15 protein-coding genes and 1 pseudogene are annotated in these 15489 nt (G+C 63.9%); 7 read left to right on the top strand and 9 right to left on the bottom strand.

Annotation, left to right across the window (positions count from 1 at the left end; all coding sequences use genetic code 11):
• Positions 1-31 precede the first annotated feature (31 nt).
• Positions 32-1081: a phosphoribosylformylglycinamidine cyclo-ligase gene (purM, locus tag LK440_RS00605; protein ID WP_005016502.1), complete on the bottom strand. Its 1050-nt coding sequence runs from the start codon at positions 1079-1081 to the stop codon at positions 32-34.
• A gap of 254 nt (positions 1082-1335) precedes the next feature.
• Between purM and hda the strand changes: the two genes are divergently transcribed.
• From hda to LK440_RS00585, 4 genes are read left to right on the top strand one after another with little or no spacing between them, the layout of a single operon-like run.
• Complete coding sequence (gene hda, locus LK440_RS00600) at positions 1336-2031, top strand: DnaA regulatory inactivator Hda (protein WP_005016507.1); 696 nt, start codon at positions 1336-1338, stop codon at positions 2029-2031.
• A complete protein-coding gene (locus tag LK440_RS00595; RefSeq protein ID WP_005016510.1) occupies positions 2028-2726 on the top strand; it encodes an HAD family hydrolase in 699 nt (232 codons plus the stop codon). The genes hda and LK440_RS00595 overlap by 4 nt, the downstream gene beginning before the upstream one ends.
• On the top strand, positions 2726-4084 hold the full coding sequence (pcnB, locus tag LK440_RS00590) for a polynucleotide adenylyltransferase PcnB (protein ID WP_005016511.1): 1359 nt from the start codon (positions 2726-2728) through the stop codon (positions 4082-4084). The genes LK440_RS00595 and pcnB overlap by 1 nt, the downstream gene beginning before the upstream one ends.
• Positions 4081-4554: a 2-amino-4-hydroxy-6-hydroxymethyldihydropteridine diphosphokinase gene (locus tag LK440_RS00585; RefSeq protein ID WP_005016512.1), complete on the top strand. Its 474-nt coding sequence runs from the start codon at positions 4081-4083 to the stop codon at positions 4552-4554. The genes pcnB and LK440_RS00585 overlap by 4 nt, the downstream gene beginning before the upstream one ends.
• Positions 4555-4626: 72 nt before the next feature.
• On the opposite strand, the gene LK440_RS00580 is transcribed toward LK440_RS00585, so the two are convergent.
• The gene (locus tag LK440_RS00580; RefSeq protein ID WP_005016516.1) at positions 4627-6027 is read right to left on the bottom strand and encodes a PhoX family protein; all 1401 of its coding nucleotides are present in this window, start codon (positions 6025-6027) and stop codon (positions 4627-4629) included.
• On the opposite strand from LK440_RS00580, the gene LK440_RS00575 reads away from it, so the two are divergent.
• Positions 6027-7147 (top strand): IS3 family transposase gene (locus LK440_RS00575; protein WP_101557886.1). Its coding sequence is split into 2 segments (ribosomal slippage): positions 6027-6279 and positions 6279-7147, totalling 1122 coding nucleotides; the frame shifts between segments, so codons are not numbered across the junction. The two genes, LK440_RS00580 and LK440_RS00575, sit on opposite strands and share 1 nt — an antisense overlap.
• On the opposite strand, the gene LK440_RS00570 is transcribed toward LK440_RS00575, so the two are convergent.
• From LK440_RS00570 to LK440_RS00540, 7 genes and pseudogenes are all read right to left on the bottom strand, one after another.
• Positions 7115-7909: a PhoX family protein gene (locus LK440_RS00570; protein ID WP_005016519.1), complete on the bottom strand. Its 795-nt coding sequence runs from the start codon at positions 7907-7909 to the stop codon at positions 7115-7117. The two genes, LK440_RS00575 and LK440_RS00570, sit on opposite strands and share 33 nt — an antisense overlap.
• A 100-nt stretch (positions 7910-8009) precedes the next feature.
• Positions 8010-8198: an SNARE-associated domain-containing protein gene (locus LK440_RS00565; RefSeq protein ID WP_230580976.1), complete on the bottom strand. Its 189-nt coding sequence runs from the start codon at positions 8196-8198 to the stop codon at positions 8010-8012.
• A 75-nt stretch (positions 8199-8273) separates the two neighbouring features.
• Positions 8274-9009: pseudogene (locus LK440_RS00560) on the bottom strand (HpcH/HpaI aldolase/citrate lyase family protein); the annotation flags it as partial.
• Positions 9009-10196 (bottom strand): CaiB/BaiF CoA transferase family protein, encoded by a 1188-nt coding sequence (locus LK440_RS00555; RefSeq protein WP_005016523.1) that lies wholly within the window; start codon positions 10194-10196, stop codon positions 9009-9011. The gene LK440_RS00555 and the pseudogene LK440_RS00560, both read right to left, overlap by 1 nt.
• A complete protein-coding gene (locus LK440_RS00550) occupies positions 10193-11023 on the bottom strand; it encodes an FAS1-like dehydratase domain-containing protein (RefSeq protein WP_005016526.1) in 831 nt (276 codons plus the stop codon). Before LK440_RS00550 ends, LK440_RS00555 begins: the two co-directional genes overlap by 4 nt.
• A 175-nt stretch (positions 11024-11198) precedes the next feature.
• Positions 11199-12722: a fumarate hydratase gene (locus LK440_RS00545; RefSeq protein WP_005016529.1), complete on the bottom strand. Its 1524-nt coding sequence runs from the start codon at positions 12720-12722 to the stop codon at positions 11199-11201.
• Between the two features lie 64 nt (positions 12723-12786).
• Positions 12787-13554 (bottom strand): crotonase/enoyl-CoA hydratase family protein, encoded by a 768-nt coding sequence (locus LK440_RS00540; RefSeq protein WP_005016532.1) that lies wholly within the window; start codon positions 13552-13554, stop codon positions 12787-12789.
• A gap of 179 nt (positions 13555-13733) precedes the next feature.
• Between LK440_RS00540 and LK440_RS00535 the strand changes: the two genes are divergently transcribed.
• Positions 13734-14690: a tripartite tricarboxylate transporter substrate binding protein gene (locus LK440_RS00535; protein ID WP_005020195.1), complete on the top strand. Its 957-nt coding sequence runs from the start codon at positions 13734-13736 to the stop codon at positions 14688-14690.
• A 21-nt stretch (positions 14691-14711) separates the two neighbouring features.
• Positions 14712-15488: a GntR family transcriptional regulator gene (locus LK440_RS00530; RefSeq protein WP_005020197.1), complete on the top strand. Its 777-nt coding sequence runs from the start codon at positions 14712-14714 to the stop codon at positions 15486-15488.
• The last annotated feature ends 1 nt before the right edge of the window (position 15489 follow it).

Raw genomic sequence — 15489 nt, 5'->3', positions numbered from 1 at the left:
GAGCGGTTTTTTTTCCGTACAAAGCGCGGGTTCAGACCACGAAGGTCCGGGCCATGCCGTCTTCCTGGGCCACGATCTCGCCGATACGGTTGACCACTTCGCCCTGGCCACGCAGGGTCGTCGCAATGGCGTCGGCCTGATCGGCCGCCACCACCAGCACCATGCCGATGCCGCAATTGAAGACACGGGGCATTTCCGCATCGGCCACGGCGCCTTGCTGCTGCAGCCACTGGAACAGCTTGGGCATGGTCCAGCCATCGCGGTTGAGCTTGGCGGACAGGCCAGGCTGCAGAATACGCGGCACATTCTCGACCAGGCCACCACCGGTGATGTGGGCCAGGCCCTTGATGGCCGTGCCGTGCTGCGCCATGGCAGCGAGCACCTGCTTGACGTAGATGCGGGTGGGAGCCATGACGACGTCGACCAGCGGCTGGCCATCGAAGTCCTGGTCCGGGCGGGCACCTGCGCGCTCGAGGATCTTGCGCACGAGGGAATAGCCGTTGGAATGCGCGCCGCTGGATGCCAGCCCCAGGATCACGTCGCCCGGCTGAATGGACTTGCCATCGATGATGGCCGATTTCTCGACCGCGCCGACGGCAAAGCCGGCCAGGTCATACTCGCCTTCAGGGTACATGCCCGGCATTTCGGCGGTTTCGCCGCCAATCAACGCGCAACCGGCCAGTTCGCAGCCGCGGGCGATGCCGCCGACCACCGCCGCAGCGGTATCCACCGACAGCTTGCCGCAGGCAAAGTAGTCAAGGAAGAACAGGGGCTCGGCGCCCTGGACGAGAATGTCGTTCACACTCATGGCGACCAGGTCGATGCCGACGGTGTCGTGGCGATTCCAGTCGAACGCCAGGCGCAGCTTGGTACCCACGCCATCGGTACCCGAGACCAGAACCGGCTCACGGTACTTCTTGGGCACCTCGAACAAGGCGCCAAAGCCGCCAATGCCCCCCAGCACGCCAGCGCGCATGGTGCGCGCGGCCAAAGGCTTGATGCGATCGACCAGCGCGTCGCCGGCGTCGATATCAACCCCGGCGTCGCGGTAGGTCAGAGGTGCGTTGTTTTCAGTGGTCATGGGAAAAACCGTGGGAAATGTAATAATTTCGGATTCGGGGGGCTAGAGCGGGATTTTAGACGAAGCCGCGAACAGACCCAATCCGACGTTCACCGGCCGTGGTTTCGCTGCTTTCCGGCACCATTTTTTTTCGATGAGCGCCCGACCGGAGCAGCGCAGCAGGACGGCAGAGGCTTTCGTGGTTTAAAGTTAAGGGTTAGCCGCGCACGGCAAGCCGCCGCGCCCAGCCCCGAGCTCGTTTTCTTGCACTTTCAATGAACCGCCAGCTGCTGCTTGACGTACTTCCTGCGCCAGCGCCATCGCTGAACAACTTCATTGCCGGCCCAAACGGCGAGGCATTGGCCGCCGCTCGCGCGCTCGCGGCCGGGCGCGCCATCTATCTCTGGGGCCCGGCCGGATGCGGCCGCAGCCACCTGTTGCGCGGACTGGCCACACGGACCCAGGCCGTCTATCTCGATGCGGCCAGCGGGCCGCAGTTGCTGCGCCAGCTCGCTCAAGCCGACTCCACCGCCCCCATGCCGGCCATCATCGCCGTCGACGACGTGCACCTGATGGACAAGTCGCGGCAGGCGGCGCTCTTTGCCCTGTACAATCGCTGGCGCGAATCGGCTGCGACCGACCGCGCCTTCGCGCTGGCTGTGGCCGGCGATCGGGCACCCATGTCGCTGCCGCTGCGCGAAGATCTTCGTACCCGACTTGGCTGGGATCTGGTCTTTCGACTCGAACCGCTGTCGGACGCAGACAAGTTGTCCGCGTTGTCCGCGCAAGCGGCCGACCGCGGTCTGCAACTGGCACCCGAAGTCATCAACTGGATGTTGACGCACCACGAGCGCGACATCCGCAAGCTGGCCGCGCTGCTCGATGCGCTCGACCGCTACTCCCTGGCCACAGGCCGCCCCATCACCACCGCGCTTCTACGCGCCATGCTTGCCGAATCTCAAGCCACATGAGCACCCGCCGCCTCGCCCTGTTCGATCTGGACCACACCCTGCTGCCTCTGGACAGTGACTACCAATGGGCCGATTACCTGGCTCGCACGGGCCGCGCAGGAGATCCGGAGCAGGCCCGCCGCCGCAACGACGACCTGATGGAGCGCTACAACCAGGGTGAGCTCACCGCCGAACAGGCCGCCGAGTTCATGCTGGGTCTGCTGGCCGCGCATAGTCCCTTCGACCTTGCCGCCTGGCATGAGGCGTTCATGACCGAGGTGATCCGGCCGGCCCTGCAGGCCCGCCCGATGGAACTGGTTGCCAGCCACCTGGCCGCAGGCGATCTGTGCGTCGTGGTCACCGCCACCAACAGTTTCGTGACCGCGCCGATCGCCAGGGCTTTCGGTATCCCGCATCTGATCGCCACCGATGCCGAGTACCTCAATGGCCGCTACACGGGCCGCATCGAAGGCATGCCCAGCTTCAAGGCGGGCAAGGTGCTGCGCGTCAACCAATGGCTGGCCGCTCAGCACCTCACGTTGGGCGACTTTTCCGAATCTTTTTTCTACAGCGACTCGACCAACGACATCCCCTTGCTGGAAGTCGTCACCCGTCCCATCGCCACCAACCCCAGCCCCAGCCTGCGCCAGACCGCGACGGAGCGCGGCTGGCAGGTGCTGGACATGTTCGACCACCTCGAGGACCATAAGTCCTGATGATCACCGACACCATACGAAAATTCGTCGGACGCCTGTTCGGGCCCGTCAATCGCGGCCCGCAACGCATCGCCAGCGACAAACATGGCATCGACCGCCGCAACGTCTCGCGCCATGCCATCAAAGTCTGCGAAGTGCTGCGCCAGCATGGCTACGAGGCCTATATCGTTGGCGGCGCCGTCCGTGACCTGATCACGGGCCTGGAGCCCAAGGACTTCGACGTGGCCACCAATGCCACGCCGGAGCAGATCCGCCCGCTGTTTCGCCGCGCCCGCATCATCGGCCGGCGCTTCCAGTTGGTGCATGTCGTTTTCGGGCAGGAGATCATCGAGACCTCCACCTTCCGGGCACCGGCCTCGGCCGACCAGGAAACCGACGAGCATGGCCGCATTCTGCGCGACAACGTCTTCGGCAGTCAGGAAGAAGACGCCGCGCGGCGTGACTTCACCATGAACGCGCTCTACTACGACCCGCATACCGAAGAGGTCATCGACTATCACAACGGTGTGCAAGATCTGAAAAAACGCCAGATCCGCATGATCGGCGACCCGGTCAAGCGCTATCGCGAAGACCCGGTGCGCATGCTGCGCGCCGTGCGCTTTGCCGCCAAACTCAACGGCACCATCGATCCAGCCACACGTCAGCCCATCAGCACCATGGCCGAGCTGATCGAGAACGTGCCCGCCTCGCGGCTGTTCGACGAGATGCTCAAGCTGCTGACCTGCGGCCACGCCATGGACTGTCTGCGCCAACTGCGTGCCGATGGCCTGCATCACGGCCTGCTGCCCCTGCTTGACGTGGTGCTCGAGCAACCCGGCGGCGAACACTTCGTCGAACTGGCGCTCGAGCGCACCGACGCCCGCGTACGGGCCGGCAAAACCATCAGCCCCAGCTTCCTCTTTGCCGCGCTGCTCTGGCAACAGGTCGAATCGCGCTGGAAAGAACTACGCGGCCGTGGCGAGCACAATATCCCCTCCCTGCTTCAGGCGGCGGACTCCGTACTGGACGAGCAGACCGAGAAGCTCGCCATCCAGCGCCGCTTTTCTTCGGACATGCGCGAAATCTGGTTCATGCAGCCACGCTTTGAACGCCGTGGCGGCAAGACCATCTATCGCATGATCGAGCAGCCGCGCTTTCGCGCCGCCTGCGACTTCCTGCAACTGCGCGCCGCCGCCGGCGAGTTTGACAGCGTGCAGGCCCAGTGGTGGATGGATCTGGCCAACGCCGACGACGCCACCCGCGCCGAGATGATCGAAGCGTCGGCCCATCTGCCAAGCGAAGCAAGCAGCGACGAGAGCAGCCCGTCGCGTCGCCGCCGGCGTCCCCGCCGCCGGAGTACGCGCAACAGCGCCGAATGAGCTCGCGCGCCTATGTCGGCCTGGGCGCCAACCTCGGCGACGGTGCAGCCACCCTGCGGCAGGCGTTGACCGAGCTGGCCGCCCTTCCCGGCGTGCAGGACTGCCGCAGTTCGCCGCTGTATCGCAGCGCGCCTGTCGATGCCACCGGGCCCGACTTCATCAATGCGGTAGCCGCCCTGCAGACCACGCTCACGCCCTTGGGGCTGCTCGATGCGCTGCAGGCCATCGAGCAGCGCCATGACCGCCAGCGCCCCTACCGCAATGCGCCGCGTACGCTGGATCTGGATCTGCTGATGTACGACGATCTGGAGCTGCAGACCACGCGCCTGATCTTGCCGCACCCGCGCCTGCACGAACGCGCCTTCGTGCTGTATCCGCTACGCGATCTGGCGCCGGATCTTCGCCTGCCGCAGGGCAGCTATGCCGACCTGCTGCACGGCCTGCAAGATCAGGGCATAGCGCGGCTCTGACTCCGTGCTGCGCAAACCAGGCAACGAACCGCGCACCCCGCTCGGGGCCGCCTGGCTCGCTGCCGGATGGCGTCAGACGCCGATCTTTCCGTCGTCGGCCCGCTGGATCACCACCGTCGACGAACGCGGCCGCACCCGGCTCGTCGTGGCCACGGTCGCATCGTCAGTGTCGTAGGCCGGCCAGTTGACCGGATGCTGCACGTTCAGAAAGATCGTGGTATAGTCAGGCGTAAACGCAAACCCTGTGATTTCGGCTTCATTGGGCCCGACGAAGAAGCGGCGCAGATCGGCCTGATTGCTCGCATTGATCACCGGACCGGTGCCGCTGCTGTCGGCCAGCGCGCCGGGGATGACAGCCAGCATCTGGTCGTTGATGGTGCGGGCCACATCGTTGTTGCGGCCATTGTCGATGCCGTTGTCCGTCTGGATCCACAGAATGCCGCGATCGTCGAACGCCAGACCGTCCGGGCTGGCCAGCTCGTTCATGGCCGTCAACCCCGAACGATTGGTGTCCGCATCGGCGCCGGCGCCCGAACCAAACACGAAGATGTCCCACTTGAACGTATTCGCGCCTGCCTCGTCGTGCCAGCGGACGATGTGCCCGTTGACGTTGTTGAGCCGTGGATTGGCGGCGTTGACGCCCGAGGTGGCGTTGCGGCGCGTGTTGTTGGTCAGGCTCAGATAGATGTCGCCATTACCCGGGTGCGTGGCCGTCCACTCCGGACGATCCATGGGCGTGGCACCGACGAAATCGGCCGCGCCACGCGTATTGATGATGATGTTCTCCAGCGAACCAAACTCATCACCCAGCGTACGCCCACCCGTTCCCACCGACGCCGGCGTCAACGGCAACCATTCCCCGCTGCCGTCGGCATTGAAGCGCGCCACGTACAGCGTGCCACGATCCATATACTTGGCGCCCACCGCCAGGCGGTCGGTGCGCTCGGCGTCCTTGGGATCCCACACGGCTTCCGAGACGAAGCGGTAGATGTACTCGAACTGCGAATCATCGCCGGAATAAAAGGAAATCGGCTTGCCGGCTTCGAGCTTGCCATAAGCGCAGCCCTCGTGGGCATAACGGCCCAGCGCGCTGCGTTTCGTGGCGATGCTGTTGGGGTCGTACGGGTCGATCTCGACCAGATAGCCGAAGCCATTGACCTCGTTGCGCCAATCCTGAGTGGCATCGATGCCCGTTGGGGTGATGTTGAAGCGCGCAAATTCGCCCAGCACTTCGGAAGGATCATTGGCCGCGCTTTCCCAGCCATAACGGCCAGTGGCGGTGCTCACGCCGACCCGCACCTGGTGCGCCGGACGCGTGGCCGTATTGACGAAACAGGAGGCCCAGTTTTCCTCGGCGGTGATGTAGGTGCCCCACGGGGTCGTGCCATTGCCGCAGTTGTTGTTGGTGCCGCTGACCTGCTCCCCGTGATTAGTACGAAATCGATGTAGAGTCCGTTCCCAAAGGAATGGCAATGAAGAAACGATTTACGGAAGAGCAAATCATCGGCGTGCTCAAGGAAGCCGATGCAGGTGCCAAGCCCGCAGAGTTGTGCCGCAAGCACGGAATCTCCGAGGCAACGTACTACAACTGGAAGGCGAAGTTCGGTGGCATGACGGTGTCGGACGCTCAGAGGCTCAAGGAGCTGGAGCAGGAGAACAACAAGCTCAAGAAGCTGTTGGCCGAGTCGATGCTGGACAAGGCGGCGCTTCAGGATCTGCTAAGCCGAAAGTAGTCAGCCCGCAGGCCAAACGCGAGGCGGTCAGGACATTAATGACCGAGCGCAGCATGGGTGTTACCCGGGCCTGTGGGCTGGTAGGAATTTCGCGGTCGCTGTTTGCCTACGAGAGCACACGCTCAGGCGATGCTGCGCTGACCGAGCGCATGAAAGAGATGGCAGTGGCGAAACGACGCTACGGCTATCGGAGGATCCATGTGCTCTTACGTCGCGAAGGCTGGCAAGCAAATCACAAGCGAATCTGGCGGCTGTACAGTCTGGCAGGGTTAAGCGTGCGAAAACGAAAGCGTAAGCGAATCGCGGCGACCGAGCGCGTGGTTCGCCCAGCGGCAATCGCGCCGAATCAGAGTTGGTCAATGGACTTTGTGGCCGACGGCCTAGCCTATGGCCGCCGATTCCGCTGTTTGACTATCGTCGATGACTACACTCGCGAATGCCTGGCCATCGAGGTCGATACGTCGTTGCCGGGACTGCGTGTTGCCATGGTGCTGCAACGGCTGGCGGAGATGCGTGGCCTGCCGCGATCTATTACCGTGGACAACGGGCCAGAGTTCGCCGGAAGAGCCTTGGACGCCTGGGCCTACCAAGCAGGCGTAAAGCTGTCGTTTATTCGGCCGGGTAAGCCGGTGGAGAACGCTTATATCGAAAGTTTCAACGGCAAGTTCCGCGACGAATGCCTTAACGAGCACTGGTTCTTGTCCCTGCGACAGGCTAAAAGCTTGATCGAAAACTGGCGAGTCGAGTACAACACCGATCGGCCTCACAGCGCGCTCGGATATTTAACGCCGGCGCAATTCGTGCAGGCTCATCAGAAAGAAGGTCTTTTACCCCTGGGCTCTATGTCGGTGCCGTACTAAATCTGGGGGCAGGTCACCGCGCACTTGCGAGCCATTGGGCGAGAACGGCGTCTTGACCCAGTCGGTACCGGCGACCGGACCAGCCAGCTTCATGGCCGTGGCCGACGTGAAGCGGCGGTTGAATCGCGAGTTGTTGACGATCTGCCAGCGGCCATTGTCCTTGCGGATATGCATGACGGCCACACCATGCGCATTGACCTCCTTGCGCACTTCTTCGGCGGGGCGCTTGCCGGCCACACGGGTGGCGCCATTCGGGTGCAGGGCGCCCTGGTCTATGTATTCGTGGTTGACGACCAGCAGGCCCTCGGTGGCGCTGCCTTCCAGTGGAAAGTAGTGCATGCCGTCGTGATGCATGCCGGTGGAGTTGAGCAAATCGTTGGAGCTGTTGTTGCCGTTCTTGTCCCAGGCCTGAGCGTTGTCATTGAGCGGAGTACCCCAGGCACCGATCACATGCGCGACATAACCGGCCGGCACCACACAGGCATCGGTCATGGACGCGGGCAGGGAATCGAAGCCCAGCTTCAAGGCCTGCGGCGGCGTGGTTGGCGTCGTGCCCGGGCCGGTCTCCGGCGTGGCGGCCTCGTCATCGTCGTCGTCGTGGCTGCCGCCACAGGCAGCCAGGCTCAGCGACCCCATGGTGGCCAAGGCGGCCAGGCTGCCGCGCATCACCGCCCGGCGCGACAGGTTGCGCTCGAGGATTTCGCTAAAAGGAAGATTGCCGCTGGAATTGCGGATGACCTTGTCTGTTATGGACTTGCTCATGTGGGCTCCTGTCGTAGAGTCGCGCCAGTTGTGGGAAGCAAGATCCTAAGAACTGAACGTTAAGTGCTCATGACAGGCGCCGCAAATTCACGCTGATGGACTACCCTCGCAACCAATGCCAGAACGGCACAAACACATCCGCCGCCAGATACGGGCCGGCCCCCCACACCGCAGTCCAGGCCAATGCGCCAACGACATTGGCCGCCAGAAACCGGTGAAACGGCATGCCCGCCGAGCCTGCGATCAGGCCATTGAGCTGCCGCAGCACCACCACGAAGCGGGCGCCCATCACGAGATACAAGCCGCGCTTGCGGAACTGTTCTTCCAGAGCGGCAAGCCGCTCTGGCGTGATCTTGACCAGATGGCCATAACGCACGAGCAGGCGGCGTGCCCGCGCGATCACGGGCGCATCGATCATCTTGCCGTCCAGCTTGAAGGCCGCCAGGCCGTTGTCGCGGTGTGCGCGCACCACCTCGCGCGCCCATTCGAGATCGGCCAGCGGCGGCAGAAACGCCTCGTGCACCACCGGCACCTGGGTGGGATGAATACAAAGCAGTCCGCCAAAGCCCATGTCGCGCGCGCGAATGGCCGCAGCACGCAGGCCGGCCGTATCCTGAATGCCCGGAAACACCCCATACAGAGGCTGCCCCAGACCTGCCACGCGGCCATGCAGCAGCATCTGCACACGGGCATGGTCCAGCACCAGATCCGCTCCCTCGGTATCGGGTGTCATGGCCAGATCGAGGGAGTAGTCCAGTGAGCCAAACGCCAGGCGCTGCACACCGGGCGTGGCGGCGATTTCTGCCAGATGGAGCACGCCCTGCGCCGTCTCGACGATGGGGATGATGGGGATATTGGTCTGCGCCGCATGCCGGACCTGAGCCATGCTTTCGGTCTTGGGCAGCACAATGCCGCTGACCGTGGTCCGGCCGGGTATCCAGAAACTCGGCCAGGGTCTGGCGCGCGCGCTCCTTGCCCAGATGCTCGACCGCGTCTTCGAGATCAACAATGACGGTATCCGCGCCGGCGGCCAGGGCCTTGTCGAAGCGGTCCGGCCGGTTGGCCGGTACGAACAGCGCGGTTCGGATGACAGGGACCATTACACAACCTCCGTGGAGTGCAGGCGCGCCACCTCGTCGGGCGCATACCCCAGGGATGCTAACACCGCGTCGGTGTTCTCGCCGATGGCCGGCACGGCATCCATGCGCGGCGTGAAGGCGCTGTTGTGCGCCGGCGGCAGCAGCGATGGAATGCGCCCGGCCGGGCTGTCGATCTCGCGCCAGTTGTCGCGCGCCTTGAGCTGGGGATGGTCCCACACTCCCTTCATGTCATTGACGCGGGCATTGGCGATCTGCGCGGCCTCCAGACGTTCGCTGACCTCCTCGATGGTCAAGGCGGCAAACGCCTGCACGATGAGCGCGCGCAAGACCTCGCGATTGGCCGTGCGCAGCGAGTTGCTGGCAAAACGGCTGTCGCCGGCCAGCTCGGGCTGCAGAAGCACCTGGTCGCAGAACACCTTCCATTCGCGCTCGTTCTGCAATCCCAGCACGATGGTCTTACCGTCGCCCACCGGAAACGGCCCATAGGGATAGATGGTGGCATGCGAGGCGCCGGCGCGCGGCGGCGGGGGAGCATCCTCGAAGGCGTAGTACATGGGATACCCCATCCACTCCACCATGCTCTCCAGCATGGAGACATCCACCCGGCTGCCCTGCCCCGTACGGCCGCGCAACAGCAGCGCGTTCAGGATGCCGCTATAGGCATACATCCCCGCCGCGATATCCGAGATCGAGCAGCCCGCCTTGACCGGCTCGTCTGCTGTACCGGTGACCGACACGAAGCCGCTCTCGCTCTGAATCAGCAGGTCATAGGCTTTTTTGTCCTGATAGGGCCCGCCCTCGCCGTAGCCCGAAATATCGCAGACGATCAGGCGCGGAAAGCGTTCGCGCAGCGCGTCGAAGGACAGCCCCAGGCGGGCGGCGGCGCCCGGAGCAAGGTTCTGCACCAGCACATCGGCGCCGGCCAGAAGACGCTCCATCATCTGCCCGGCCTCGGCCTTTTTCAAATCGAGCGTGAGGCTCTCTTTCGAGCGGTTGGTCCAGATGAAGTGCGAAGCCTGGCCGCGAACACGCTCGTCGTAACGGCGCGCGAAGTCACCCACGCCAGGCCGCTCGACCTTGATGACCCGCGCGCCCATATCGGCCAGTTGCCGGGTGCAGAAAGGCGCCGCGATGGCGTGTTCGAGACTGACGACAGTGATGCCATCCAGGGGACGGGGTGCGCTCATGCTTCGAACCTCACTTCAGCTTGATGGGCCAGGGTGCCGTCCTGCTCGGCCCACACACGGGCTATGCCAGGCGCGTCGATCAGGCCCGCGACCTCGAAGGGCTTGGGCGAGATGAGCGGGCGCAGCCCGCGATAGGCGAAGTGCTTGAGCCGTGCCTGGGGATGCGCCCGGCAAAACGCCGACAACATGGCGGTGGCGATCAGCGGCCCGTGCACGACCAGACCGGGATAGCCCTCGACCTCGGTCACATAGGGATAGTCGTAATGGATGCGATGGCCATTGAAGGTCACCGCCGAATAGCGAAACAGCAGTACCGCGCTGGGCTCGACCGTTTCGCGCCACTGCGACTGTTCAGCCTGCTCGGTGCCTTCCAGCTTGGGCGGCGACGGCTGGCGATAGACGATATCCTGTTCTTCGACGATGGCCGCTTCGCCCTGTTGCATAAACTCGTGGCGTACCGTCACAAACAGCAGTTTGCCGGTGCGGCCGTTTTTTTCTTTGATGGCCGCAACCGTCGACACACGCTCGGCCTCAACGCCGACCTTCAACGGATGATGGAAATCCACGCGCCCGCCCGCCCACATACGGTTGCGGTCATCGGCCGGAGGCAGAAACCCGCCGCGCGCCGGATGACCGTCACGGCCCAGTCCGGCCATGTCGGCAGTACGGATGAAATAGGCCCACTGCCACAGCGGCGGCAACGGCTCGCCGGCGGCTGGCGCCGCCACTCCCAGCGTGGCGGCAATACGCGCCGCGTGCACCGGGTCCAGGGTATCGGCCATGCGCTCCGTGCTGCCGATCCACTGGTCTAGGGCCTGCTCAGACATGAATTCACTCCTTTGCGTGTAGTCCCACAGGAGCATGCCGGGGCCGGCCCGGGCTGTAAATTCGTTTTTGCTCAAGCCCGGGTTTGATCCACCTTAAGAACACGACGGCCCCCGCAGGCCGGACAGGCATCCAGCTTGCGGGGGCCGCTTCAGACCGCTGGCAGAACCTGGCCGATCAGGCCACGGCGACCGGAATCTTGCCGATCTTGGCCTGCCATTCCTTGGGGCCCGTGGTGTGCACCGACACCCCCTGCGCATCCACGGCGACGGTCACAGGCATGTCCTTGACATCGAACTCATAGATGGCCTCCATGCCCAGGTCTTCGAAGGCCAGCACGCGGGCCTGGCGAATCGCCTTGGACACGAGATAGGCCGCGCCGCCCACGGCCATCAGGTAGGCCGACTGATGCTTTTTGATCGCTTCGATGGCGACCTGACCGCGCTCGGACTTGCCGATCATCGAAATCAGGCCAGTCTGCGCCAACATCATGTCAGTGAATTTGTCCATGCGCGTGGCGGTGGTGGGGCCGGCCGGACCCACCACTTCGTCGCCGACCGGATCGACCGGCCCCACGTAGTAGATGACACGGTTGGTGAAATCCACCGGCAACGTCTCGCCGCGCGCGAGCATGTCCTGGATACGCTTGTGCGCAGCATCGCGTCCGGTCAGCATCTTGCCCGACAGGAGCAGCGTCTGGCCGGGTTGCCAGCTTGCCACCTCTTCACGGGTGAGCGTATCCAGATTGACCTGTTTGGACTTGTTGTAGTCCGGCGCCCAGTGCACATCGGGCCATTCGCTCAAGGCTGGCGGATCCAACCGTGCCGGGCCCGAGCCGTCCAACACGAAGTGCGCATGGCGCGTGGCCGCGCAGTTGGGGATCATGGCCACGGGCTTGGAGGCCGCATGCGTGGGGAAGGTATTGATCTTGACGTCCAGCACGGTCGTCAGGCCGCCAAGGCCCTGCGCGCCAATGCCCAGGGCATTGACCTTTTCATACAGCTCGATGCGCAGTTCCTCGAGTTTGTTCTGCGGGCCACGGGCCAGCAGCTCGTACATATCGATGTCTTCCATCAGTGACTGCTTGGCCATGAGCATGGCTTTTTCGGCCGTGCCGCCCACGCCGATGCCCAACATGCCCGGCGGGCACCAGCCCGCACCCATGGTCGGCACGGTCTTGAGCACCCAGTCCACCAGCGAGTCGCTGGGGTTGAGCATGACAAATTTGGTTTTGTTCTCGGAACCACCACCCTTGGAAGCCACTTGCACGTCGACCGTGGCGCCAGGCACCAGGTCGACGTGCAGAATACAGGGCGTGTTGTCGCGCGTGTTCTTGCGTGCGAAAAGCGGATCATCCAGCACCGAGGCGCGCAGCGGATTGTCCGGATTGGTGTAGCCGCGCCGCACCCCCTCGTCACAGAGTTCCTGCAGGCTGCGCTTGGTCTCGAAGCGCACATCCATGCCGATCTTCAGAAACACATTGACGATGCCGGTGTCCTGGCACAGGGGACGTTTACCTTCGGCGCACATGCGCGAATTCGTCAGGATCTGGGCCATCGCGTCGCGCGCGGCCGGGCTTTCCTCGCGCTCATAGGCGCGCGCCAGATGGCGGATGTAGTCCAGGGGATGGTAATAGCTGATGAACTGGATCCCGTCGGCGATGGACTGGATCAGGTCTTCTTCTTTGATGATGACTGTCATGGCGTTACGGTAAGAAACAACGGGGACAATCGGCCGGACACCAGGCCCGGCCCGCGAATTCGATTTATTTGCCTTGCCAGACGGGCTTGCGCTTCTCGGCAAACGCGGTGGCGCCTTCCTTGGCGTCGGCGGACGTGAAAATATGCGCGATCAACGGACGCTGGCGATCGAACATGCCTTCCTGTTCCCAGTCCAGCGACTGCTGCACGATGCTCTTGGCCGTCTGCACGGCCAACGGGCCGTTCTCGACAATGACGCGCGCCAGCGCCAGTGCACCCTCGAGGGCCTGGCCCGCTTCGGTCAAGCGGTTGACCAGACCCAGTTGATGGGCCCGCTCGGCACCGAGCATGTCACCCGTCAGTACGATTTCCATGGCCACGTGGTAAGGCAGACGGCGCGGCAGGCGGATCATGCCGCCCGAACCGGCGACCAGGCCACGCTTGACCTCGGGCAGCCCGAACTTGGAATTACTGGCCGCCACGATCAGATCGCAGGCCAACGCCATTTCGCAGCCACCGGCCAGCGCATAACCTTCGACCGCCGCGATCAGCGGCTTCTTGGGTGGGCGCTCGTTCAGACCGGCAAAGCCGCGACCCGGAATCAGCGGGCGCTGGCCGCTCTGGGCAAACGCCTTGAGGTCCATACCCGAGGAGAACGTGCCGCCCGCGCCGGTCAGAATACCGATGCGGATGTCGTCACGGGCATCGAGCTGATCGAGGGCCTCGGCCATGGCCTGGGCAGTCTCGAGATTGATGGCGTTCTTGGCATCGGGACGATTGACCGTGATGACCTGGATACCGTCGGCGACGTCGACCTTGACCAACTCTGACATGTAGTGCTCCTTCCTGAGGCGTTTGGGAACGGCTCCCAACTTCTATATAAGACTGCGGAAACCAGAATCATACGACCATTGCCCATCCCGCCCGGATCCTGCCCTCGCCGCGCTTGCCGGGAACGAGGTCTGTCCCGTACGCTTGTATTATTGTAAGTACAACATAACAGGAGAGAGACATGCAGAGTTGGCAACGCCTGACGGCCGGCGCACTCTTGAGCGCCGCCGCCCTGGCCCCGGCCTGGGCGCAAACGGAGGCCATCAAGCTGGTGGTCGGCGCCCCCCCGGGCGGCACCACCGACACCGTCGCGCGCAGCATTGCCCAGACGATGGCCAAAGATTTGCAGCGCACGGTCCTGGTGGAAAACCGCCCCGGCGCCGGCGGCAATATCGCGGCTGACTACGTCGCCAAAAGCCGCGCCGATGGCACCACACTGTTGGTGACCTTTACGGGCTTTTCGATCAACGCCTCGCTCTACCGCAAGTTGCCCTTCGATCCGGTCAAGGATTTCACGCCCATCAGCATGCTGGCTCAAGTGCCCAGCGTCCTGGTCGCCCGCAAGGATTTCCCGGCCAACGACATTCCGGAGTTGCTCAAACAGGTCAAAGCCGATCCGGGCAAATACACCATGGCTCTTGGCGCGGTCGGTTCGTCGTTGCACCTGGCCGGCGAACGCATGAAAATGCTGGCCGACCTGGACATTCTCAACGTTCCCTACAAAGGCACCTCACCCGCACTGGCCGACCTGCTGGGCGGACAGGTCGATATGATGTTTGCCAGCTCGCTCAGCGCGCAGCCGCATATCAAGAGCGGATCGCTCAAAGCGCTGGGCGTCACCAGCCCGCAGCAACTGCCGCAGTACCCCGGCGTCAAACCCATCGGCGACACCGTCAAGGGATTCGAATCGAATGCCTGGTTCGCTCTGCTGGGCCCGGCCGATCTGCCGCCGCAGACGCTGCAGTCGGTCAATGCCGCCGCCAGCAAAGCCGTCGCCGCGCCGGAATTCCGCAAACTGCTGGAAAATGAATCGGCTACCGCCGTCAGCAGCAGCCCGGAAGAATTAGGCGCCTTCGTGCGCCAGGACATCGACCGCTATGCGGAGATCGTCAAGTTCACCGGTGCGACGGTCGACTGATCACTACTCATTGGAGTCTCTGTGGCCGACAGCCCGCTACCGCTTTATCACAAGGTCTATCTGCTTATCAGGCAACGCCTGCTGGCGGGCGGCTTCGCCCCGCAGACGGCGCTGCCGGGGGAAAACGCCCTGGCAGCCGAGTACGGAGTGTCACGCCTGACGATACGCCGCTCGCTCGAAGCGCTCGAAGCGGATGGATTGATCGAGCGGCATCAGGGCCGGGGGACATTCGCAGCGCTGCAAAGCGCCGCGTCGTCCACCCAGCACAGCTCCGACATGGACTCGCTGATGGTCCACCTCGCTCGCATGGGCATGCAGACTCAAGTCACCTTGCTGGCGCTGGACACCATCGCCGCCTCGTCCCTGATCGCCGCCCACCTGGAGCAGGCACCCGGCACGGCGGTGCAACGCGCGATCCGCGTTCGCAGCCATGAGAACCAGCCCTTTTCGTATCTGACCACCTACGTGCCGCAAACCATTGGCCAGGCGATCACGCATGCCGATCTGGTAAGCAAGCCACTGCTGGCCATCTTCCGCGACCTGGGCATACAGGTCGCGCGGGCCGAGCAGACCATCTCGGCGGTCCTGGCCGAACCCGACGCGGCCGCCGCGCTGAACGTGCCGGTGGGTTCGGCACTGCTGAGCCTGCAACGGCGCGTGCGTGCCGCCGACGGCCAGCCGGTGGAGTGGCTGCACGCCCTGTACCGGCCGGACCGCTATAAATACCGCATGGATATGCAAGCCCATAACATGCCGGGGCAACCGACCTGGCTGCCGGCGGGCACTCCTTCCACCTGAG

The sequence above is a fragment of the Bordetella holmesii genome, from assembly GCF_020735985.1.
Classification (GTDB): domain Bacteria; phylum Pseudomonadota; class Gammaproteobacteria; order Burkholderiales; family Burkholderiaceae_B; genus Bordetella; species Bordetella holmesii.
Note: the sequence above shows the minus strand (reverse complement) of the source record. Positions and strands in the feature narration are given on the sequence as shown.